Source organism: Streptomyces sp. KMM 9044 (assembly GCF_024701375.2).
GTDB lineage: Bacteria > Actinomycetota > Actinomycetes > Streptomycetales > Streptomycetaceae > Streptomyces.
Genome location: NZ_CP113910.1, coordinates 6,203,621 through 6,227,075 on the forward strand (window position 1 = coordinate 6,203,621; position 23,455 = coordinate 6,227,075).

At 70.8% G+C, this 23,455-nt stretch carries 9 protein-coding genes and 1 pseudogene; 6 read left to right on the forward strand and 4 right to left on the reverse strand.

Features of this window, described 5'->3' with window-relative positions; genetic code table 11:
• Positions 1-11: 11 nt before the first annotated feature.
• From HUV60_RS28020 to HUV60_RS28035, 4 genes are all read right to left on the reverse strand, one after another.
• Positions 12-2,174: an alpha-ketoacid dehydrogenase subunit alpha/beta gene (locus HUV60_RS28020; protein WP_257849961.1), complete on the reverse strand. Its 2,163-nt coding sequence runs from the start codon at positions 2,172-2,174 to the stop codon at positions 12-14.
• Between the two features lie 69 nt (positions 2,175-2,243).
• Entirely contained in the window at positions 2,244-2,996 is a 753-nt protein-coding gene (locus HUV60_RS28025) for a thioesterase II family protein (protein ID WP_257849962.1), read from the reverse strand.
• 55 nt (positions 2,997-3,051) lie between these two features.
• Positions 3,052-4,236 (reverse strand): NAD(P)/FAD-dependent oxidoreductase, encoded by a 1,185-nt coding sequence (locus HUV60_RS28030; protein ID WP_257849963.1) that lies wholly within the window; start codon positions 4,234-4,236, stop codon positions 3,052-3,054.
• Between the two features lie 177 nt (positions 4,237-4,413).
• Entirely contained in the window at positions 4,414-5,292 is an 879-nt protein-coding gene (locus HUV60_RS28035) for a pyrroline-5-carboxylate reductase family protein (RefSeq protein WP_257849964.1), read from the reverse strand.
• A gap of 109 nt (positions 5,293-5,401) precedes the next feature.
• On the opposite strand from HUV60_RS28035, the gene HUV60_RS28040 reads away from it, so the two are divergent.
• The 6 genes and pseudogenes from HUV60_RS28040 to HUV60_RS28065 all read left to right on the forward strand — a co-directional run.
• A complete protein-coding gene (locus HUV60_RS28040) occupies positions 5,402-6,019 on the forward strand; it encodes a sugar O-acetyltransferase (RefSeq protein WP_269441244.1) in 618 nt (205 codons plus the stop codon).
• 79 nt (positions 6,020-6,098) lie between these two features.
• A complete protein-coding gene (gene dnaN, locus HUV60_RS28045) occupies positions 6,099-7,229 on the forward strand; it encodes a DNA polymerase III subunit beta (RefSeq protein ID WP_257849965.1) in 1,131 nt (376 codons plus the stop codon).
• 19 nt (positions 7,230-7,248) lie between these two features.
• Complete coding sequence (locus HUV60_RS28050) at positions 7,249-7,605, forward strand: tRNA-binding protein (protein WP_257849966.1); 357 nt, start codon at positions 7,249-7,251, stop codon at positions 7,603-7,605.
• 241 nt (positions 7,606-7,846) lie between these two features.
• Positions 7,847-9,178, forward strand: coding sequence for an NAD(P)/FAD-dependent oxidoreductase (locus HUV60_RS28055; protein WP_257849967.1), 1,332 nt, complete (start codon positions 7,847-7,849; stop codon positions 9,176-9,178).
• 127 nt (positions 9,179-9,305) lie between these two features.
• Positions 9,306-19,760, forward strand: a complete 10,455-nt coding sequence (locus HUV60_RS28060; RefSeq protein WP_269441245.1) for a non-ribosomal peptide synthetase — start codon at positions 9,306-9,308, stop codon at positions 19,758-19,760.
• Positions 19,655-23,425: pseudogene (locus tag HUV60_RS28065) on the forward strand (amino acid adenylation domain-containing protein); the annotation flags it as partial. The gene HUV60_RS28060 and the pseudogene HUV60_RS28065, both read left to right, overlap by 106 nt.
• Positions 23,426-23,455: the final 30 nt, after the last annotated feature.

The window sequence follows — 23,455 nt, forward strand, 5'->3', positions numbered from 1 at the left end:
GACCTCCCGGGTCAGTGGGCCTTCAGCAGTTCGTGGACCGCGGTGACGATGTCGGCGGTGCCGATGACCGCCTGCTGCTCCAGCACGGGTGTCACCGGTTGTACGTCGGCGCAGGCGAGGTACGACAGGCGGTGGACCCCGGCCTGCCGGCCCACGAGGTCGGCGATGAGCCGCGGCGCGATCGACTGGCCACGTGCCGCGGGGTCGACGAACAGACCGTGTCCTCCGGTGCGGGCCAGGGACGACTCCAGGGTGGCCCAGTCCGTCGAGAGGGTGTCGAGCGCCCGCAGGTCCACGACCTCGGCCGAGCGGCCCGCCGCCGCCAGCTCGTCGGCGGCCGCCCGCGCCCAGTTCACCCCGATGCCGTACGAGAAGATGCTGACGTCGGTGCCCTCGCTGACGACCCGTGCGCCCTCCAGTGGCAGGCGGCGGGTGAAATCGTCCTCGGAGAGTTCGAAGACCTCGTCGTACAGCGAGGCGAACTCGATCAGCAGGACCGGGTCGTCGCACCGCAGCGCGGAGTTCAGCGTGCCCAGATACTCCCGGGGGTCGGTCGGGGCGTACACGCGCCAGCCCGGGAATGAGGTGAACAGGCCGGCCGGATTCAGTCCGTGCTGCGGTCCGTAGCCGCGTCCGATCGGCACCTTGGCCCGCACGATCACCGGCGCCTGTGCCGTGTTGCCGTACAGCGCGCGGATCACGCCGATGTGGTTGAACAACTGGTCGGCGGCGATCAGGGCGAAGCTGCCGTACATCAGCTCCACGACGGGGCGCACGCCCGCCATGGCGGCCCCGCAGGACATGCCCACGAAACCGGCCTCGGAGATGGGCATGTTGACGATGCGAGAGCCGACCAGGGTCCGGTCGAGACGGCCGGCCTGCCAGAGCAGACCGCCGGGGTTGGCGACCTCCTCACCGAGGAAGACCACGTCGGGCGAGTGCCGCAGGGCGCCGGCTATGCCCTCCGCGATGGCGTTCTTGAAGGTCCACTTGGTGCGCGGTGCCTGCTCCTCCGTGCTCGCCCGCTCCTCGCGCTCCTCGCGCTCCTCGCGCTCCTCTCGCGCCTCCCGCGCGGGGCCGCGCAGCAGAGTGCGGACGTCCAGGACCGGCGGGACCGTGCTCGGCGCCGGCGTGGCGTCGAAGGCCCGCTCGACGAACGCCGTCGCGGCCGCGCGGATCGCCTCGTCCTCGTCGGCCGTCAGCAGTCCGTGGGCCATCAGCGTCCTCGGTAGCGAGGCCATGGGGTCGCGTTCCAGCCAGACGTCCTCCTCGGCCGCGCTGCGGTACCCGACGGCGCTGCCCCGCTCGGGGCCGGTGTGGTCGAAGTGCCGGTACGTCTCCACCTCGATGATCGCGGGCCCCGCTCCGCGCCGCATCGAGGAGAGGAGGTCCTCGGCCGTCCGGTGCAGCCCGGCGTGGTCACCGCCCCCGACGGTCGCGGCCCGCAGCCCGTGGGCGAGGCCCTGGGAGGCCAGCGGCAGGACGGCCGACGCCTCCTCGGGCCGGGTCGCCTCGGCGTAGCCGTTGTTCTCCATGACGATGAGGAGGGGCAGGCCCAGGACGCCCGCGAGGTTGGCCGTCTCGTGGAACGTGCCCTGGTTGACCGCGCCGTCGCCGATGAAGCAGACCGCGCAGGCGCCGGTTTCCCGGAGTCGGTTCGCGTACGCCAGACCGGCGGCGAGGGGTATCCCGCCGCCGACGATGGCGCTCGACCCCATGAAGCCGACCTTCTCGTGGCGCAGGTGCATGGAACCGCCCACGCCGTGGTTCACCCCGGTCGGGCGGCCCAGGATCTCGGCGAACGCCGAGGTCAGCAGCGCCTCCGCAGCCGCGGGCGGGGCGTCAGTGAGGGGGTTCCAGGCGTCCGCGACCGTACGGGCCAGTCCCTGGGCCAGGAAGTGGTGGTGGGAACGGTGGGTGCCGACCACCTGGTCGCCGTCCCGCAGGTGCCGGCAGACCGCCACGGCCACTCCTTCCTGGCCTATGGAGGTGTGCAGGGGACCGGAGACCTCGCCCCGGTCCGCGCACTGGAGCAGCCGCTGCTCGAAGGCGCGGATCGTGGCCATGTCGAAGAGCGTGCGCCGAAAGGCGGCCCGTCCGATGTACCGGAGGTCGGACGGCTCGCCGTGCTGGTGGGCGACGCGCCCCGAGGCCTCGATGTATTCGTTCCGCATAAGGATGACCTCACCCGTGGTGGCTGACGTGGATGGTGTGAAGAGGACCGAGCTCGGGGGTGGGTCGGTTCAGTCCTGGCGCAGTTGCTCGGTGATGTCCGCGACGAGAGCCTTCTCGCGCGGCACCACGTAGAAGTGGTCGCCTTCGAAGACCCGGAGGCGGAAACCGGCGGCGCTCACCGCGCTCCAGCCCTCCACGTCCGCCGTGGAGACCTCGGGGTCGGCGTCACCGCTGTACGCGGTGATCGGGCTCTTGACGGTCCGGACCTCCCGTGGCTGGTAGTCGCGCACCAGGCCGTAGTCCGCGCGGATCGCGGGAAGGACCAGCTCGCGCAGGGCCAGGTCGTCCAGAGCGGCGCCGCTGTTGCTGTCCAGCCGCCGTACGTCGGCGACCAGCGCCTCGTCGTCCAGGTCGAAGTGGTAGGCGGGCAGCAGCTGGGGGGCGGGGCGCGCGGAGACCATGAGCCGGTGGAGCGTGAAGCCGCGCCGTGCTTCCAGGCGGACGGCCGTCTCGTGGGCGATCGAGGCGCCCATGCTGTGCCCGAAGAAGGCCAGCGGCCGGTCCAGCAGCGGTGTCACCGCCTCGGCTATCGCGTCCGCGAGCGGCTCCATCGTCTTGATGAAGGGTTCGGCCAGGCGGTCCTCGCGGCCCGGGTAGCGCAACGACAGCACCTCCACGTCGGAGGGCACCTGTTTCGGCCAGTTGCGGAAGAAGCTCGCGGTGCCGCCGGCGTGCGGGAAGCACAAGAGCCTGATCCGAGGATCGCCGACCGGCAGATGGCGTCGGATCCAGCGGCTGGCGGGGCCGGTCGAAACGATCATGACGGGACTCCGGGAATCGGTGGGTTCGAGGCGGATACGGCTGCGGTGCCGGCGATCAGTAGAGGAGGTCCAGCAGATCGGGCGTGTACAGATCCTCCGTCGCGCAGTCCCCGGCCACGGCGGCGAAGTAGCGCTCGGTGAACTCCGGCTTGCTCGCCACCGCCCGGAGCATGGCCAGCCGGTCCTTGCGCACGGTCAGCGCCGCGGTGAACAGCGTGCTCTGGTAACCGTCGACGAGCAGGTCCTCATGGCCTTCCGCGTAGGTCCGCAGGGCCTCCTCCAGCCGCGCCGGTTCGCGCAGGTCCTCCCCTACCGCCCCGGCGAGTGCCTCGGCCTGGAGGAAGGCGTCGGTGATGCCCTTCGCGGTGATGGAGTCCTTGTGGTGGGCGGCGTCCCCCACCAGGGCCCAGCCGGGGCCCGCTGCCCTGCGGAAGAAGTTCCGCTGGTCTCCGCTGCCGTAGAACTTGTCCGCCCGCTCCTGGCCCGCCATCCGGTCGTACAGCGTGGGGGCCGTGGTCCGTACGGCGTCCAGGTAGGCCGTCTCGACATCCGCCCGGACCCGGTTGAACTCGGCCTGCGGGAAGTACGAGGCGACCAGGGTCAGTCCGTCGTTCGTCGGGATCACGCCGATCCAGCGGCCGGGCGTCTCGTGCAGCTCGAAGTGGTCGGACACGCCTTCCCAGTAGGTGTAGTACGCGCAGGTCATGAGCGGGTCCTCGGCGACGAAGGGCGCCTTGACCGCCTCGGCCACCCGGGAGCGCATGCCGTCCGCGCCGACCACCAGCGCGGCGCGCTCCTCCATCACCGCGCCACCGGAGGTGCGGCAGCGCACGCCCACCACGCGGTCGTCCTCGAAGAGCACGTCCTCGACGGTGCAGCCCTCACGGAACTCCGCGCCCGCCGCGACGGCAGCACGCGCGAGGATCGTGTCGAGGTGGTGGCGCCGCGGGGCGTACGCGGCGCGCTGCCCGGCCACCGGCCAGGAGCAGCCGGAGAGTTCGACGTCGGCGACCCGGTAGGTGACCCGGTCCAGCGCGGGGGCTCCCGTCGCGACGATGTCGTCCAGCACATCCCACTGGGCGAGCCGGGCGACCCCTGGCTGATGGATGTAGAGGGTGGACAGCGTGTCCCGGGGGAACGTGGCCCGGTCGACCATCAGTACACGGTGGCCCGCCCGTGCGAGCAGAAGGGCCGTCGAGGCGCCGGCGCATCGGGCGCCCACCACTATCACGTCATACACGGCGTGCCGCCTTCGGATCCGATGGGATGAGTTCACTGAGGTGTTGGAGAGGTGCGCGGAGGTCGGGCCGAGCGTGAGCCGGCGAGGGGCCGCTCCGGGCCCGGTCCGGCGGGGCGGTTCCCGCTGGAGTTGATCATTCGCGCGAGAAGGTCATCCTCCAGGGGGAGTTGACGGGGGTCAAGTAGCTTCGGCCGGCGTCGGTGTGACGACCCGGGCGCGGTCCACGGCCGCCCGCACCGCCTCGGCCATGTGGTCCGACACGCCGTGACTCATCAGCGAGTCGATGCCTGCGGCCGTGAGCCCGCCGGGGGTGACCAGGGATGCCCAGGGTTCGGCCGACGCGGGGCCCGCCTGCCGGAGGAGGGCGGCGGCGCATTCGAGGGCCTCCACCGTGAAGAGCAGGGCGTGCTCCGGTGCGACGCCGGCGGCGCTCGCCGCCTCGCGGACGCCGGCGGCCGCGAGGGCGAGGAACGCCGCCCCGCTGCCGAGGGTCGACGCGGCCGTGTCCTGCTGGGACTCCGGAAGGGGCACGAAGGTGCCCAGAGGGCGCAGGGCGGCCGTGACGTGTTCCAGAGACTCGGCGGGGCTGGACGGCGCCGTGGAGACGGCCAGCACCCCGGACTTCTCCAGCGCCGCGACGTTGGTGGCCACACGGAACGCGTGCACCGGCGTGGGGCCCGCGGCCGACGTCAGCCGTGCCAGTGAGAAGCCCGCCACGAAGGAGACGACGTATCGGGCCGGCTCCGCCACCCGCAGCGCCTGGGCCAGGACGGCGTCGGCCTGGTCCGGGCGTACAGCGAGGACCAGGATGTCCGCCCCCGAGGCCGCCTCGGCGTTGTCCTCGCCGGTCGCGATCCCGTATGCGGCGGCGATTTCCGCAGCGTGAGCGCGGGACCGGGTCGTGGCTCGGAGGCGGGACGGGGGATGTCCGCCGGCGAGAAGCCGGGCCACCACGGTGCCGCCGATGTGGCCCGCTCCGAGAACCGCGACAAGCGGTACCCGATCATCGGTAAACGGAGTCCGATCATCCGTAAGTATGCAGCTAGTCTGCGACATTGATCCCCCATCAGTTGAGGTCCGAGTCTCCCACGACCGTGAAGCGGGGACCGGCGCAGGAGGTAGGCTCGCCGGTGAAACAAGGCGGTCCAGCAGGGGAAGTTCACTGGTGACGACGTACCGGGAAAAGATGACCGCGGGTGACCTCTTCGTATATGGCGACGAACAGCTGGCGGACGACCGCCTTCGCGCGGCGCTTCTCGTCGAGCGGTACAACGCGACCAGTGTCGGTGACTCGGGCGGACGCCGGAAGATTCTCGAGGAACTCCTCGGCTCCGTGGGCGAGGACATCGAGGTGCGTTCTCCGTTCCACTGCCTGTACGGCCGCAACATCTCCCTCTCCGACAAAGTGTTCGTTAATTTCGGGGGCGTGTTCCTGGACACGGCCCCCATCCGGATAGGCGCCCGGACCCTGATCGGCCCGAACGTCCAGCTGCTCACCGCGACCCACCCGCTCGAACCCGGACTGCGCCGGCAGGGGTACGAGTTCGGCGAGGAGATCGTCATCGGCGGCAACGTCTGGATCGGCGGCGGTGCCATCGTCTGCCCCGGCGTGACCATCGGCGACGACGCGGTGGTGGGAGCCGGCAGCGTGGTCACCCGGGACGTGCCGCCCGGTGTCCTTGTGCGCGGGAACCCCGCCCGGGTCGTCGGCCCGTTGCCGTTGGGGGACGATTCCGACGCCTGGACCCGGCGGCCGGCGCGCGACGACGACGCCACCCCGTAGCTTGAGCGCCACGGGGCCGGTCATGCTTGACTCGGTCCCCTGACAGAGAACGTGAACGACCCAGAGGTAGGGGGGCACCATGAAATTCCGAGTGGAGCGCGACGAGATTGTGGAGGCGACGGCGTGGGCGGCGCGCAGTCTGGCCTCCAGGCCGACAGTGCCGATCCTCGCCGGCATTCTGCTGAAGGCCGACGAGAGGCTGACGCTCTCCGGTTACGACTACGAGGTCTCCACCCGCGCCGAAGTCGACGTCGAGGTCATCGAGCCCGGCACCGCGCTGGTCTCCGGCCGTCTGCTGGCCGAGATCATGCGTAGCATGCCGCCGGGCGTCATCGAGCTGGTGGGCGACGCGACCAGGGTCACGTTGGAGGGGAGCGGCACCCGCTTCACCCTCCAGACGCTGCCCGTCGAGGACTACCCTGCCCTGCCGGTCGTACCGGGCCTGGCGGGTACGGTCGCCGGTGACGCCTTCAGCGCCGCGGTCGCGCACGTCGCCCTCGCCGCCTCGCGCGACGAGTCGGTCCCCATCCTCACCGGCCTCCACCTGGAGGCCAAGGGCGATGTGCTCACCCTGGCCTGCACCGACCGCTACCGCATCGCCATGCGGGAGCTGAAGTGGAACCCCGTCGATCCCGACGTGTCGCTCAGCGCCGTCATACCGGCCAAGGCGATCGCGCAGACCGCCAAGTCCATGCCGTCCGGGGCCGCCATCTCGCTCAGCCTCAGCGGGAACAGCGAGTCCGGCGGGGCCGAGACCATCGGATTCGAGTTCCAGGGCCGGCGGGCCACCTCGCGCCTCATCGGTGCCGAGTTCATCAACTACCGGCAGCGGCTGCCCCGCGAGTTCGCCACCCGCGCCGCCGTGCGCACCGCGCCGTTCATGGACGCCATCAAGCGGGTGTCGCTGGTGGCCAACCGGAACTCCCCGGTGCGGCTGAGCTTCCAGGGCAGTGAGGTGATCCTGGAGGCGGCGACCGGCGATGAGGCCCAGGCCATGGCGTCGATGGACGCGCACATCGACGGCGAGGACATCGCCATCGCCTTCAACCCGCAGTTCCTCCTCGACGCGCTCAGCGCCGTCGAGACCGAGGTGGCCGTGCTCAACTGCCAGGCCCCGCTGAAGTCGGCCGTGCTGACCGGGCGGACCGCCGACGGCGAGGACGTGGCGGACTACCAGTGCGTCATCATGCCAGTCCGGATGTCCTACTAGAAACCGGAGCCCCTGGAACATGACCAGCAGCCAGGAACCCAAGCCGCAGAGCGATCCGGCACACTTCTTCTCGATCGACATCCGGGTCGGCCGGGTCGTGTCGGTAGAACCCTTCCCGGAGACGCGCAGGCCCGCCTGCAAACTCCGCGTGGACTTCGGCCCGTCGATGGGGGAGCTGTCGACCAGCGCGCAGGTGACCGACTATCCGGCCGACGAGCTGAAGGACCGTCTGGTGGTGGGCGCCGTCAATCTCGGGAGAAAGCGCATCGCCGGATTCGCCAGCGAATTCCTGCTCCTGGGGTCGTACGACAAGGACGGGAGGGTCCTCCTGCTGTCTCCTGATCCAGGGGCCGGCCCCGGTGACGTCGTCGGTTGATCTCCGGCGTCGAGTCGCGTACTGAGGCCTGTCAAGGGTGAGTTGACAGCATGTCAGGTCCCTTGATCGCTTACTCGGCGACCAGTGGATATGCCAAGATGACCCTGTCGCACAAGAATGCGGAAGATGCCGGGCGTGACGGGGGAGACGCGGTTCGGCCGGGCGCCCTCGGTGACGCCCTCTCTCCCTCGTCCCCTTGGCTCGTCCTTCGCGGCGCGAGCCAGGAAGCAAAGGAGTGTCAGTGGCGAATCCGGATGCGAACACTTTCGATGTCGTCGTCGTGGGCGGTGGCCCCGCGGGGTCGTCCGCCGCGGTGACGATGGCCCGCAAAGGACTCTCCGTCCTCGTCCTGGAGCGTGCGGCGTTTCCTCGGTTCCACATCGGTGAGTCCATGCTCACCTACACGTCCGCGATGCTGGACAAGCTGGGCGTGACCGAGAAGGTGAAGGCCGAGGGCTTCCCGGTCAAGACGGGCGCGGAGTTCTGTCACACCGGCGAGGGTTTCCACCGGGTCGACTTCACCGACCAGGGCACGGGCCGCGCCCTGACCACCTTCCAGCTGGAGCGCGCCGACTTCGACGTGATCATGCTGGACCATGCCGCCGAGTGCGGGGCCACGGTCGTCCAGGAGGCGCGGGTCACCAAGGTCGACATGGAGGGCGACCGGGTCGTCGGCGTCACCTACACCGCCCAGGGCACCGAGCACAGCGTCCGGGCGCGCCGGGTCATCGACGCCAGCGGCCGCGCCGGCCTCATCACCAAGAACGTGCTGCGCAGCCGCAAGTACCCCCAGACCACCCGGACGGTCGCCGTCTTCCGCCACTACACCGGTGTCGACGAGGCGACCAACCCCGGTGTCGAGGGCGACATCCAGGTCGGCGCCCACGCGGACGGCTGGCTGTGGGCGATACCCGTGCGCAAGGACAAGCTCAGCGTCGGCACCGTGGTCCCCGCGAGCATGCTGCAGAGCGTCGAGTCGCCCGACGCCCTGTTCGAGGAGCACGTCAGCCGCGTCCCCCGCATCCGGCAGCGCATCGAGGGTGCCGAGCACGACGGGACCCTCGTCGAGAGCGAGTTCACGTACTACTCCGACCAGGTCGCGGGCCCCGGCTTCTTCGTCGTCGGCGACGCGGGCGCCTTCGCCAACCCGATCTTCTCCGCTGGCGTGTACCTCGCGCTCGTCTCCGGCACCCACGCCGGTGAGCTGACCGCCGGGCTGTTGAGCGGCGAGCGGGAGGAGGAGTCCACCGTCGACGAGTACCAGCGCTTTTACAAGACGGGCTACGACACCTACACCCGGCTGATTCACGGTTTCTACGACCATGACTACAACCTGGGCAAGTTCCTCAAGAGCACGGGTGCCCGCGTGGCCCCCATGTGGGTCGCCCGGCTCCTGGGCGGAGACTTCTGGAGCGAGAAGAACCCGCTCGGCCGTCACCTGCGCGACCTGCCCGACAACAGCACCTTCTCCCCGTACGAGCCGATGTACGGGTGCCCGGTCTACCCCGGGCTCGACTCCACCGAGCCGGCCGACACCAAGCTGCACGAGCCGCTGACCACGGCGCTCGACTGATCTGAGGCCCGAGGTCCTTGTCAGGGCCGTAACGGCGCCGGCGCTCCACCGCGCTGGCGCCGCTTCGTACGCATGCCCTCGCGCGGCGACGCGGAGGGGCCGATCGTCTAGGGGAACGAGAACCAGGATGTCCGAATCGCAGAGCACCTCGCACTCGCTGCTCGCAGCGCAGACTGGTATCTGGATGGGGCAGTCCCTCGATCCATCGAGCCCCGCCTACCTGTGGGGCAACTACCTCGAGTTGCACGGCCCGATCGACGTCCCCCTGTTCCAGGCGGTCGTGGCCCGCGTGGTCGCCGAGAGCGAGACACTGCACGCGCGTTTCGTGGACGGCCCCGACGGACCGCGTCAGATATCCGTTCCGCCCACCGACTGGACCCTGCCCGTCGTCGACGTGAGCGACGGGCCCGACCCCCTGCGGACCGTCGACGCCTGGGTGCGCGACGACCTGGCGGCCGCACCGGACCTGCGCGACGGGCGTCCCTTCCGCCAGGTGCTCTTCCGTGCAGCGCCCGACCGGTTCTTCTGGTACCAGAGCTACCACCACATCGTGCTGGACGCCTACGGGTCCGCCCTGATCAACCGCCGGGTGGCCGACCTCTACAGCGCCCTGCGGGCAGGCGCCGAGGTCTCCCCGGACAATCCGTTCGGTTCCATGGCCGCGCTCCTCGCCGAGGAGCGGTCCTACCTCGCCTCCCCGCAGCACCAGGCGGACCAGGAGTTCTGGAGCGAGCGCTTCGCCGACCGGCCCGAGCAGATCAGCCTCACCCGCGCGTCCGCCGAGCCGCAGAACCGCTTCGTCCGCTACCGCCACGAGATGACCGCGGACGCCACCCGGTCGCTGACGGAGGCCGCCGGTGCGTTCGGCACCCGCCCGTCACGCCTGCTGATCGCCTCCACCGCCCTCTACCTGAGCCGCCTCACGGGCAGCCGGGACGTCGTCCTCGGCCTGCCGGTCGCCACGCGTCTCGACCCGGAGGCCCGGCGCACCCCCGCCATGACTGCCAACGTCGTGCCCCTGCGCGTCACCGTGCACCCGGCCATGACCGCCGCCGAACTCGTCGCCCAGGTCTCCGGCGAGCTGAGGTCGGCGCTGCGCCATCAGCGGCGCCGCGGCGAGGACATCCGGCGTGACCTTCAGCTGCCGGGCGCCCCGAGGCGATTCTTCGGCCCCGTCCTGAACGTCATGCGCTTCGAGACGCTGCGGTTCGGCGAGTGCGCCAGCACGATGCACAATCCCGCGGCCCCGCTGCTCGAGGACCTGTCGATCGTCGCCTACGACCGCCCCGACGCCGAGGGCCTGCGGATCGACGTCAACGGCAACCCGCGGCTGTACACCGCCGACGACCTCCACGCGCACGGCTCCCGGCTCATCACCACCCTGCGCACCCTCGCGGACCACCCCGACCGGCCGACGGGCCGCCTGGACGTGATGTCCGCCAACGAGCTCGGCCGGGTGCTGCCCTCGGCGGCCCCCGGGCCCCGCGCGGCCACCCCGCGCACCCTCCCGCAGACCTACGCCGCCGCGCCCCGAGACCCCTCGGCAACGGCCGTGGTCTGCGGCGGCACCACGCTGACGTACGCCGAACTCGACGCCCGGACCAACCGGCTGGCCCGGCTCCTGATCGAGGCGGGCGTGGGCCCGGAAACGGTGGTGGCGCTGGCGCTGCCCCGGTCTGTGGAGACCGTCGTCGCGGCGCTCGCCGTGAGCAAGGCCGGCGGCGCGTACCTGCCCATCGACCCGTCCCTGCCCGCGGACCGGATCGCCTTCATGGCCGCCGGCACCCGGCCCGTCGTGGGGCTCGCCCTGTCCGCCACGCGGGAGACCCTTCCCGCCTCGCTGCCGGTGCTCGTCCTGGACGATCCCGGCACCGCGCAGCGGGCGGCGGCCTTCGGCCCCGCCGACATCCGCGACGAGGAGCGGCGCGGGGTGCTGCGGCCGGAGCACCCGGCGTACGTCATCTACACCTCGGGGTCCACCGGAACACCCAAGGGCGTCGTGGTCTCCCACCACAACGTGCGGCGGCTCTTCACCGGCACCGCGCGGCAGTTCGCCTTCGGCCCCGACGACGTCTGGACGCTGTTCCACTCCTACGCTTTCGACTTCTCTGTCTGGGAGATGTGGGGCGCGCTCCTGCACGGCGGATGTGTGGTCGTCGTGCCCTTCGACGTGAGCCGGTCGCCCGACGACTTCCTGCGGCTCCTCGCCGACCAGCGGGTCACGGTGCTCAACCAGACCCCGTCGGCCTTCTACCAGCTCGTCGAGGCCGGCGGCCGGGACCCCGAGGCGGAGCGCCGGCTCGCGCTGCGCTGGGTCGTGTTCGGCGGCGAGGCGCTGGAACCCGCCCGGCTCGCCGGGTGGTTCGCCCGGCGTGGCGACACCGTGCCCACGCTCGTGAACATGTACGGCATCACCGAGACGACCGTGCATGTCACCCGGCTGCCGCTCGTCGTCGCGGACGCCACCGGCCCGGAGCCCTCCCGGAGCCCCATCGGCTTCGCGCTGCCCGACCTCTCCCTGTACGTACTGGACGGCGCGCTGCGTCCGGTGCCGGTGGGCGGGACGGGCGAGCTGTACGTGTCCGGCGACGGTGTGGCGCGCGGCTACGCCGACCAGCGGGGCCTGACGGCGGAGCGGTTCGTGGCCGACCCGTACGGGCCGGCGGGTTCGCGGATGTACCGCACCGGTGACGTCGTGCGCCGGCGGGCGGACGGCGGGCTGGAGTACTTGGGGCGTGCGGACGACCAGGTCAAGATCCGTGGCTTCCGCATCGAACTGGGTGAGATCGAGGCGGTGCTCGCTCGGCACGCCGGCGTCCGGGGCGCCGTCGTCCTGGCGCGGGAGGACACGCCGGGTGAGGTACGGCTGGTCGCCTATGTGATCCCCGGGGAGGACGTCGAGGCCAACCCCCGGGAGCTGCGCGGGTTCGTCGGGGAGCGGCTGCCGGAGTACATGGTCCCGGCGGCCGTCGTCCTCCTCGACGCTTTCCCGCTGACCTCGAACGGGAAGGTGGACCGGCGGGCGCTGCCCGAGCCGCGTTTCACCACGGACGGCCGCCGCCGGGCGCGCAGCCCGCGCGAGGACATCCTGTGCGAGCTGTTCGCCGAAGTGCTCGGCGTGCCCTCGGTCGGTGTGGAGGACAACTTCTTCGACCTGGGCGGGCACTCCCTGCTGGGTACGCGGTTGATCAGCCGGATCCGGGCCGTGCTGGGCGCGGAGGTCTCGATCCGGGCGCTGTTCGAGGCCCCGACCGTGGAAGGGCTGGCCCGGCGGCTGGACACCGAGACGCAGGTCCGTCCGCCCGTGACGCGCGGGACACGTCCCGGGGTGCTGCCGCTGTCGTTCGCCCAGCGCCGCCTGTGGTTCCTGCGCCGCCTGGAGGGCATCAGCGCCACCTACAACATGGTCACCGCCGTCCGGCTCTCCGGGGCGCTCGACGTCGAGGCGCTGCGGACGGCCCTCGGTGACGTGATGGCCCGGCACGAGAGCCTGCGCACGGTGTTCCCCGAGATCGACGGGGTGCCATGTCAGCTGATCCTCGGCCCCGCCGAGGCCGGGGACCGGTTCGCCTTCTCGCTCACGGACGTGACGCCGGAGGAAGTGGACTCCGCACTGGCGGCCTCCGCCCGGCACGGCTTCGACCTGGAGCGTGAGCTTGCGCTGCGGGTGGAGGTGTTCTCGGTGGGTCCGCGGGAGCATGTGCTGTCGCTGGTGCTGCATCACGTCGCCGGCGACGGATGGTCGCTGGCCCCGCTCACCCGGGATCTGGCGCAGGCGTACGGTGCGCGGTGCCGCGGTGAGGCGCCGGTGTGGGAGCCGTTGCCGGTGCAGTACGCGGACTACACGTTGTGGCAGCGGGAGTTGCTGGGCGCACAGGACGACCCGGACAGCCTGCTCAGCACCCAGCTCGCCTTCTGGAAGGAGGCGCTGGCCGGACTGCCCGAGCAGCACTCCCTCCCCACCGACCGCCCCCGCCCCGAGGTGAGCTCCTACCGGGGGGACGGCCTGGAGACCTGCTTCGGCGCCGCCGTCCACCAGGGTGTCGCCGACCTGGCCCGCCGGTGCGGGGTCAGCGTGTTCATGGTGTTGCAGGCATCGCTGGCGGCGCTGTTCACACGGCTGGGCGCCGGCACGGACATCGCGCTGGGCACCCCGGTCGCGGGGCGCACCGACCAGGCCTTCGACGACCTCGTCGGCTACTTCGTCAACACCCTCGTGCTCCGCACCGACACCTCCGGCGACCCGACGTTCCGTGACCTGCTGGAGCGGGTGCGGGAAGCCGATCTGGCCGCGTACGCCCACCAGGACGTGCCGCTGGAGAACGTGGTCGAGGTCCTCAACCCGCTGCGGTCCCTCGCGTACCACCCCCTCTTCCAGATCATGCTGGTGCTCCAGAGCGCCACGGGCGAACTGGCGGCGTTCGACGGCCTGCGGACCCGGTACCGCCCGATGGGCAGCGGTGGCTCCCGCTTCGACATGGCGCTGAGTCTGTCGGAGACCCGCGACGCGGACGGCTCCCCGGCCGGCCTGGACGTGGTCGTTGAGTTCGCCACGGATCTGTTCGACCGGGGGTCGGTGGAGTCTTTGGTGGCGCGTTGGGAGCGGTTGCTGGGGGAGTTCGTGGTGGCTCCGGACCGTCGGATCGGGTCGGTTGATGTGCTGTCCCGGGATGAGCGGCGTGCGCTGCTCGACGGGGTCGGTGATGGTGGTGCGGCGGTGCCGTGGGTGTCGTTGGCGGGGATGGTGGAGCGGCGGGTGGCGGTTGATCCGGGCGCGCTTGCTGTGGTCTGTGGTGATCAGCGGTTGTCATATGGGGAGTTGGACGCGGCGGCGAGCCGGTTGGCGGGGTTGTTGGTGGGGCGGGGTGTGGGGCCTGAGTCGTTGGTGGCTTTGGTGTTGCCGCGGTCGGTGGAGATGGTCGTGGCGGTGTTGGCGGTGAGTAAGGCGGGTGGTGCGTATCTGCCGGTTGATCCGTCGTTGCCGTTGGACCGGGTGGCGTTCATGGTGGCTGATACGCGGCCGGTGGTGGGTGTTGTGCTGTCGGGGACGCGGGGGGTGGTGCCCGTTGGTCTGCCGGTGGTGGTGCTGGATGATCCGGAGACCGTGGCGGGTCTCGCGGGTATGGGGTTTGGTGAGGTGCGGGGTGGGGTGGTGCGGCCGGAGCATCCGGCGTATGTGATTTATACGTCGGGTTCGACGGGGATGCCGAAGGGTGTGGTGGTGCCGTCGGCGCAGTTGATGAGTTTCGCGTCGGTGATGGCGGATCGGTTCGGGGTGGTGCCGGGGCAGCGGGTGCTCATGGTGGCGTCTCCGAGTTTTGACGCGTCGGTGATGGAGTTGTTGATGGGGTTGCCGTGGGGCGCCGCGTTGGTGGTGGCTCCGGCGGGTGTGGTCGCGGGTGAGGAACTCGCCGCGCTCCTACGCGAACACCACGTCAGTCACGCACTGCTGCCGACCGCCCTCATGGCCACCGTCCCCGACGACGACCTGCCCGATCTCGTCTCCGTGGTCACCGGGGGCGCCGCGGTGGGGGAGGAGCTGTCGCGGCGTTGGGCGGCGGGGCGGGCGATGTTCAATGCCTACGGGCCGACCGAGGCGACGATCTGTGCCACGCTGAGCGAGCGGCTGGAGTCGGGTGGTACGCCTCCGATCGGGGGTCCGATCAAGGGGCAGCGGGCGTATGTGCTGGACGAGGCGGTGCGGCCGGTTCCCGTCGGGGTCGTGGGTGAGCTGTATCTGGCCGGGCCCGGTCTGGCGCGTGGTTATGTGAACCGTCCCGGTCTTACGGCGGAGCGGTTCGTGGCCGATCCCTTCGGTCCGGCGGGTTCGCGGATGTACCGCACCGGTGACTTGGTGCGCTGGCGCGCGGACGGCCAGCTGGACTACGTCGGCCGCATCGACCACCAGGTGAAGGTCCGCGGCTTCAGGATCGAACTCGGCGAGATCGACGCCGTACTGGCGGAGCACCCCGGTGTACGGGACGCGGTCGTCCTGGCGCGGGAGGACAGAGCGGGCGAGGCGATGCTCGTCGCCTACGTGGTCCCCGAGGGCGGCGCCGAGGCAGACCCCCGGGAGCTGCGCGGATTCGTGGGGGACCGGCTGCCGGAGTACATGGTCCCGGCTGCCGTCGTCCTCCTGGACGCCTTCCCGTTCAACTCCAACGGAAAGCTCGACCGGGCCGCGCTGCCCGTCCCGGTGCTGGAGGGCAGCGGCGAGGGCCGTGCGCCGCGGGGGCCGTACGAGGAGACGCTCTGTGCCCTGTTCGCCGAGGTGCTGGATGTGCCCTCGGTCGGTGTGGAGGACAACTTCTTCGACCTGGGCGGGCACTCCCTGCTGGGTACGCAGCTGATCAGCCGGATCCGGGCCGTGCTCGGCGCCGAGGTCTCGATCCGGGCCCTCTTCGAGGCCCCGACCGTGGAAGGGCTGGCCGCCCTGCTCACGGGGAGCCAGGACGACGCCGAACCCGCAGGCCCCGTCCGGCTCTCCCTGAGCGCCGTCGAGCGCTCCGACCCGGTGCCCCTGTCGTTCGCCCAGCGCCGCCTGTGGTTCCTGCACCGCCTCGAAGGCGCCACCTCCACGTACAACGTCTCCTTTGTCCTACGGCTCACCGGCCGCCTCGACCGGGAGGCCCTGCGGGCGGCCCTGGGCGATGCGGTGGCCCGGCACGAGAGCCTGCGCACCGTCTTCCCCGAGGACGACGGCACACCACGTCAGCACATCCTCGATCCCGCCGAGGCCCACCTCGCCTACACGGTGCGCGCGGCCGACCCCGGCCGCCTCGACGCGCTGCTCGCCGAGGCGGCTGGCCGTGGATTCGACCTGGAGCGGGACATCCCGATACGGGCTCACGTCTTCGAGCTGGCCCCGGACGACCACGCCCTCCTGCTCGTCCTGCACCACATCGCGAGCGACGGCTGGTCCATGGGCCCGCTCACCCGGGACCTGGCGCGGGCGTACGCGGCCCGGTGCCAGGGGGCGGCTCCCGACTGGGAGCCGCTGCCCGTCCAGTACGCCGACTACACCCTGTGGCAGCAGCGCCTGCTCGGCGACCAGGACGACCCGGACAGCGTGCTCACCCAGCAGGTCGAGTACTGGAAGGGCGCCCTGGTGGACCTGCCCGAACAGCTCGCCCTGCCGACCGACCGGCCACGCCCGCCCGTCAACTCGTATCGGGGCGACGTCCTGCCCCTCTCCCTGTCCGCCGACGTCCACCGCAAGCTCACGGAACTCGCCCGTACCAGCGGCGTCAGCGTTTTCATGGTCCTCCAGGCCTCCCTGGCGGCCCTGCTCACCCGCCTCGGCTCAGGCACGGACATCCCCCTCGGCACCCCGGTGGCCGGCCGCACCGACCAGGCCCTGGACGACCTGGTCGGCTTCTTCGTCAACACCCTCGTGCTGCGCACCGACACCTCCGGCGACCCGGCCTTCCGCGACCTGCTCGCCCGCGTCCGGGACACCGACCTCGCCGCGTACGCGCACCAGGACCTGCCCTTCGAGCACCTGGTCGGGATCCTCAACCCGCAGCGCACCGTGGCCCACCACCCGCTGTTCCAGATGCTGCTGGTCCTCCAGAACACCCCACGGGCCCGGTTCGACCTGCCCGGCCTGAGCCTCAGCTCCCGGCAGCACATCGAGGGCGTCTCCCGGTTCGACCTGTCCGTGAGCCTGGCGGAACGCCACGACGCCGACGGCGCTCCGGCCGGCCTGGACGGTGTGTTGGAGTACGCCATCGACCTGTTCGACAGGTCGTCCGTGGAGGTGCTGGCCGCACGGTGGCTGCGTCTGCTGGAACAGGCGTTGGCCGACCCCGGCCGCACCATCGGTGCACTGGAGATCCTGACCGCCGACGAGCGCCGCGCGCTCCTGGAGGAGACCAACGACGGCGGCCCCGTGGCGCCGTGGGTCCCCATGGCCGAGAGCGTCGAGGCGCAGACCGCCCGCCACCCGGACGCGGTCGCGGTGGCCGACGGCACCCAGTCGCTCACGTACCGCGCGCTCAACTCCCGCGCGAACCGGCTCGCCCGGGTGATGGCCGGCCGGGGCGTGCGCCCCGACACCGTCGTGGCGATGGCCCTGCCCCGTTCCGCCGACGCGATCGTGACGCTGCTTGCCCTGCTCAAGTGCGGCGCGGCCTATCTGCCACTCGGCGCCGAACACCCCGCCGAACGCGTCTCCTTCATGCTCTACGACGCCCGCCCCGTGCTCGCCGTGACGACGACGGAACGGGCGGGAACGCTGCCCGCCTGGGCGCCGCTGCTGGTGCTGGACGACTCGGCGACGCTCAGCGAACTGGCCGCCTCGCCCGACACGGACCTGTCCGATGCCGAACGCGGCTCGGCGCTCCACCCGGACCACGGCCTGTTCGTGATCTACACATCGGGGACGACCGGCACCCCCAAGGGTGTCCTCATGCGCGCGGGCGCCGTCGCCAGCATGCTGGAATGGCACGCCCGGGTGGTCGGCGGCGGTGCCGGCCGGCGGGTGACGCAATTCACCGCGCTGACCTTCGACGTGTCCGTCCAGGAGATCTACTCCTCCCTCCTCGCGGGCAAGGAACTGTGGCTGCCGTCCGAGGAGGTGCGCCGCAGCGGTGAACTCCTGGCCCGTTGGCTGGACGAGAACGGCATCGCCGAGCTGTACGCACCCAACCTCGTCGTGGAGGCGGTGTGCGAGGCGGCCAACGAGCAGGGACTCGCGCTGGGATCGCTGCGCCTCATCTCGCAGGCCGGCGAGGCGCTGACGCTGAGCCACCACATCCGCAGGTTCTTCGGCGAGCGGCCGGGCGTGGAGCTGCACAACCTCTACGGACCGGCCGAGACCTGGACGGTTTCCGCGCACCTTCTGCGAGGCACCGCCGACACCTGGCGGGCGCCGGTGTCGATCGGCGTACCCATTCCCGGTCAGCGGGTCTACGTCCTGGACGCGTGGCTGCGGCCGGTCCCGGCTGGCGTGCCCGGAGAGCTGTACGTCACTGGCGCCGGGATGACCCGCGGTTATGTGCACCGGCCCGGCCTGACGGCGGAGCGGTTCGTGGCCGACCCGTACGGTCCGGCGGGTTCGCGGATGTACCGCACCGGTGACCTGGTGCGCTGGCGCGCCGACGGCGAGCTGGACTACCTCGGCCGTATTGACCACCAGGTGAAGATCCGGGGCTTCCGGATCGAACTAGGCGAGATCGAGGCCGTACTGGCCGGCTGCCCGGGCGTGGGCCAGTCGGTGGTCGTGGTCGACGAGGACAACGGTCCGGCCCGGCTGGTCGCCTACGTCGCGTCCTCGGCCGGAGCCGCCATCGAGGAGCCGACCACACGACAGTGGCTGGCCGCCCGCCTGCCCGACTACATGGTGCCGTCCGCGATCATGGTTCTGGACGAGTTGCCACTGACGACGAACCGCAAGGTGGACCGGCGGGCGTTGCCCAGGCCCCGGCTCGAGAGCGCCGACCGCCGCCGGGCGCGCAGCCCGCGCGAGGAGATCCTGTGCGAGTTGTTCGCCGAGGTGCTCGGTGTGCCCTCGGTCGGTGTGGAGGACAACTTCTTCGACCTGGGCGGGCACTCCCTGCTGGCGACGCGGCTGATCAGCCGGGTGCGCAGGGTGCTGGGCGCGGAGCTGCCGATCCGTACGCTCTTCGAGCGGCCGACGGTGGCGGGGCTCGTGGGGGCGCTGGACGACGGGGGCGAGGTGCGTCCGCCGCTGCGGGCCGTACGGCGGCCCGAGGTCGTACCGCTGTCGTACGCGCAGCGTCGGCTGTGGTTCCTCCAGAAGCTGGAGGAGACCTCGACGGCGTACCACCTGCCTCTGGCCCTGCGGTTGTCGGGGGAGCTGGACCGGGAGGCGATGCGGGCGGCGCTGGGTGATGTGGTGGGCCGGCATGAGAGTCTGCGGACGTTGTTCCCGGAAGTAGACGGTATTCCGGCCCAGTTGGTGCTGACCGGTGTGCAAGTCGCCTGTGCTGTGCAGGATGTGACACAGAAGGAGTTGACCGCGGCGTTGGCGGCTTCGGCTCGGCGGGGGTTCGACCTGGAGCGTGAGCTTCCGCTGCGGGCGGAGGTGTTCGTGGTGGGTCCGCGGGAGCATGTGCTGTTGTTGTTGCTGCATCACATCGCTGGTGACGGCTGGTCGTTGGGGCCGCTGACGCGGGATCTGGCGCAGGCGTACGGTGCGCGGTGCCGGGGTGAGGTTCCGGTGTGGGAGCCGTTGCCGGTGCAGTACGCGGATTACGCGTTGTGGCAGCGGGAGTTGCTGGGGTCGCAGAGTGATCCGGGGAGTTTGTTCAGTGCGCAGGTGGCTTTCTGGCGGGATGCGTTGGCGGGGTTGCCGGAGCAGGTGAGTCTGCCGTTCGACCGGCCGCGTCCGGCGGTGGCGTCGTCGCGGGGTGAGGTGAGTCCGTTCGTCCTCGGTGCGGGTGTGCACGGGGTGTGGTGGCGCTGGCGCGTGAGTGTGGTGTCAGTGTGTTCATGGTGTTGCAGGCGTCGTTGGCGGCGTTGTTCACGCGTCTGGGTGCGGGGACGGACATCGCGTTGGGTACGCCTGTGGCGGGGCGTACGGATCAGGCGCTGGATGAGTTGGTCGGGTTCTTCGTGAACACGCTGGTGCTGCGGACGGATACCTCCGGTGATCCCTCGTTCCGTGAGTTGCTGGGCCGGGTGCGGGAGGTGGATCTGGCGGCGTACGGGCATCAGGATCTGCCGTTCGAGCAACTAGTGGAGGTGCTCAATCCGCAGCGGTCCCTGTCCCATCACCCGCTGTTCCAGGTCTCTCTGGTCCTCCAGAACACCCCGCAGGACCAGCCCGGTCTCCCCGGTCTCCAGGTCGATCCGCAGCCGGTCGGCACCGGCAGCGCTCGGGCCGACATGGCGCTGAGTCTGTCGGAGACCCGCGACGCGGACGGCTCCCCGGCCGGCCTGGACGTGGTCGTTGAGTTCGCCACGGATCTGTTCGACCGGGGGTCGGTGGAGTCTTTGGTGGCGCGTTGGGAGCGGTTGCTGGGGGAGTTCGTGGTGGCTCCGGACCGTCGGATCGGGTCGGTTGATGTGCTGTCCCGGGATGAGCGGCGTGCGCTGCTCGACGGGGTCGGTGATGGTGGTGCGGCGGTGCCGTGGGTGTCGTTGGCGGGGATGGTGGAGCGGCGGGTGGCGGTTGATCCGGGCGCGCTTGCTGTGGTCTGTGGTGATCAGCGGTTGTCATATGGGGAGTTGGACGCGGCGGCGAGCCGGTTGGCGGGGTTGTTGGTGGGGCGGGGTGTGGGGCCTGAGTCGTTGGTGGCTTTGGTGTTGCCGCGGTCGGTGGAGATGGTCGTGGCGGTGTTGGCGGTGAGTAAGGCGGGTGGTGCGTATCTGCCGGTTGATCCGTCGTTGCCGTTGGACCGGGTGGCGTTCATGGTGGCTGATACGCGGCCGGTGGTGGGTGTTGTGCTGTCGGGGACGCGGGGGGTGGTGCCCGTTGGTCTGCCGGTGGTGGTGCTGGATGATCCGGAGACCGTGGCGGGTCTCGCGGGTATGGGGTTTGGTGAGGTGCGGGGTGGGGTGGTGCGGCCGGAGCATCCGGCGTATGTGATTTATACGTCGGGTTCGACGGGGATGCCGAAGGGTGTGGTGGTGCCGTCGGCGCAGTTGATGAGTTTCGCGTCGGTGATGGCGGATCGGTTCGGGGTGGTGCCGGGGCAGCGGGTGCTCATGGTGGCGTCTCCGAGTTTTGACGCGTCGGTGATGGAGTTGTTGATGGGGTTGCCGTGGGGCGCCGCGTTGGTGGTGGCTCCGGCGGGTGTGGTCGCGGGTGAGGAACTCGCCGCGCTCCTACGCGAACACCACGTCAACCATATGATGCTCCCCCCGGCCCTGCTGGCCACCCTGCCGGACACCGACCTGCCCGATCTCGTCTCCGTGGTCACCGGGGGCGCCGCGGTGGGGGAGGAGCTGTCGCGGCGTTGGGCGGCGGGGCGGGCGATGTTCAATGCCTACGGGCCGACCGAGGCGACGATCTGTGCCACGCTGAGCGAGCGGCTGGAGTCGGGTGGTACGCCTCCGATCGGGGGTCCGATCAAGGGGCAGCGGGCGTATGTGTTGGACGAGGCGGTGCGGCCGGTTCCCGTCGGGGTCGTGGGTGAGCTGTATCTGGCCGGGCCCGGTCTGGCGCGTGGTTATGTGAACCGTCCCGGTCTTACGGCGGAGCGGTTCGTGGCCGATCCCTTCGGTCCGGCGGGTTCGCGGATGTACCGCACCGGTGACTTGGTGCGCTGGCGCGCGGACGGCCAGCTGGAGTACCTGGGGCGTGCGGACGACCAGGTCAAGATCCGTGGCTTCCGCATCGAGCCGGGTGAGATCGAGGCGGTGCTGGCTCGGCACGCCGGCGTCCGGGGCGCCGTCGTCCTGGCGCGGGAGGACACCCCGGGTGAGGTGCGGCTGGTCGCCTACGTGGTCCCCGAGGGCGGCGCCGAGGCAGACCCCCGGGAGCTGCGCGGATTCGTGGGGGACCGGCTGCCGGAGTACATGGTCCCGGCTGCCGTCGTCCTTCTGGACGCCTTCCCGCTGACCTCGAACGGGAAGGTGGACCGGCAGGCGCTGCCCGTCCCGGTGCTGGAGGGCAGCGGCGAGGGCCGTGCGCCGCGGGGGCCGTACGAGGAGACGCTCTGTGCCCTGTTCGCCGAGGTGCTGGATGTGCCCTCGGTCGGTGTGGAGGACAACTTCTTCGACCTGGGCGGGCACTCCCTGCTGGGTACGCAGCTGATCAGCCGGATCCGGGCCGTGCTCGGCGCCGAGGTCTCGATCCGGGCCCTCTTCGAGGCCCCGACCGTGGAAGGGCTGGCGCGCAGGCTGGAGGCCTCGGCGGACACGATTCTGCGTCCACCGGTGGTTCCCATGAGACGGCCCGAGTCGCTACCCCTGTCGTTCGCCCAGCGGCGCCTGTGGTTCCTCCAGCGCTTCGAGAAGTCGTCCACCTATCACATTCCCATTGCGCTCCATCTGAAGGGAGAGCTGGTCGTCGAGGCGCTGCGCTGGGCCCTGGACGATGTGATGGCCCGACACGAGAGCCTGCGCACCATCTTCCCCGAGGTCGACGGCGCACCTGTGCAGCAGATCCTCTGCCCGGCCGAGGCGGCCGTCGACTTCGCGGTCGTACCCGCCAGCGCCGACACCGTGGAGAACTTGGTCGGGGAGGAGTCCCGCCGGCCGTTCGATCTGCGCAAGGAGCCGCCGCTGCGCGCCCGGGTGTTCACGATCGACGGGAACACCCATGTGCTGCTCCTGGTGCTGCACCACATCGCCGGTGACGGCTGGTCGATGGGTCCGCTCACCCGGGACCTGGCGCGGGCCTACGGGGCGCGGTCCATGGGGGCCACTCCCGACTGGGAGCCGCTGCCGGTGCAGTACGCCGACTACACCCTGTGGCAGCGGCGGCTGCTCGGCGACCAGGGCGAACCGGACAGCGTGCTCACCCAGCAGGTCGAGTACTGGACGAAGACCCTGTCCGGGCTGCCGGACCGCATCTCGCTCCCCGTCGACCGGCCGTACCCGGAAGTCAGCTCCTATCGGGGCGCGTGGCGGTCGTTCGGTCTGGACGCCGACGTGCACCGGGGGGTCATCCGGATGGCCCAGGAATCCGACGTCACGCTGTTCATGGTGTTGCAGGCGTCCTTGGCCGCGCTGCTCACCCGTATGGGCGCCGGTTCGGACATCCCGCTGGGCAGTCCGATCGCGAACCGCACGGACCGGGCGCTGGAGGATCTGGTCGGGTTCTTCGTCAACACGTTGGTGCTGCGCACCGACACATCGGGTGATCCGACGTTCCGGGAGTTGCTGGACCGGGTGCGCCAGGTCGATCTGGCCGCCTACGCGCACCAGGATCTCCCCTTCGACCTCGTGGTGGAGCGGCTCAATCCGCAGCGGACTCTCTCCCACCACCCCCTGTTCCAGGTCATGCTCGCGCTGCAGAACACCGCGCAGGGGCGGCTGTCCCTGCAAGGGCTGTCCGCCACCTACCAGAAGGTGGACACGGGGACGTCGAGGTTCGACCTCTTCTTCAGTCTCTGGGAGCGGTTCGAGGAGGACGGCGATCCGGCCGGTATCGACGGCACGATCGAGTACTCGGCGGATCTCTTCGAGACCGCGACCATCGACGCGCTCGTGCGGCGGTGGGCCACGGTTCTCCAGCAGGTGGTGGCCGACCCGGACCTGCGCATCGACGCGATCGAGATCATGACCGAAGAGGAACGACAGTGGCTGCTGGGTGACTGGTCACAGGGTGACTGACGCACCAGGGCCCCTCCTTCGCCAAGGGGT

Bases quoted from the DNA above. Each gene is read 5' to 3' on its own strand.
- HUV60_RS28020 (WP_257849961.1), bottom strand. From the start codon at position 2,174: ATGCGGAACGAATACATCGAGGCCTCGGGGCGCGTCGCCCACCAGCAC.
- HUV60_RS28025 (WP_257849962.1), bottom strand. From the start codon at position 2,996: ATGATCGTTTCGACCGGCCCCGCCAGCCGCTGGATCCGACGCCATCTG.
- HUV60_RS28035 (WP_257849964.1), bottom strand. From the start codon at position 5,292: ATGTCGCAGACTAGCTGCATACTTACGGATGATCGGACTCCGTTTACC.
- dnaN (WP_257849965.1), top strand. From the start codon at position 6,099: ATGAAATTCCGAGTGGAGCGCGACGAGATTGTGGAGGCGACGGCGTGG.
- HUV60_RS28050 (WP_257849966.1), top strand. From the start codon at position 7,249: ATGACCAGCAGCCAGGAACCCAAGCCGCAGAGCGATCCGGCACACTTC.
- HUV60_RS28060 (WP_269441245.1), top strand. From the start codon at position 9,306: ATGTCCGAATCGCAGAGCACCTCGCACTCGCTGCTCGCAGCGCAGACT.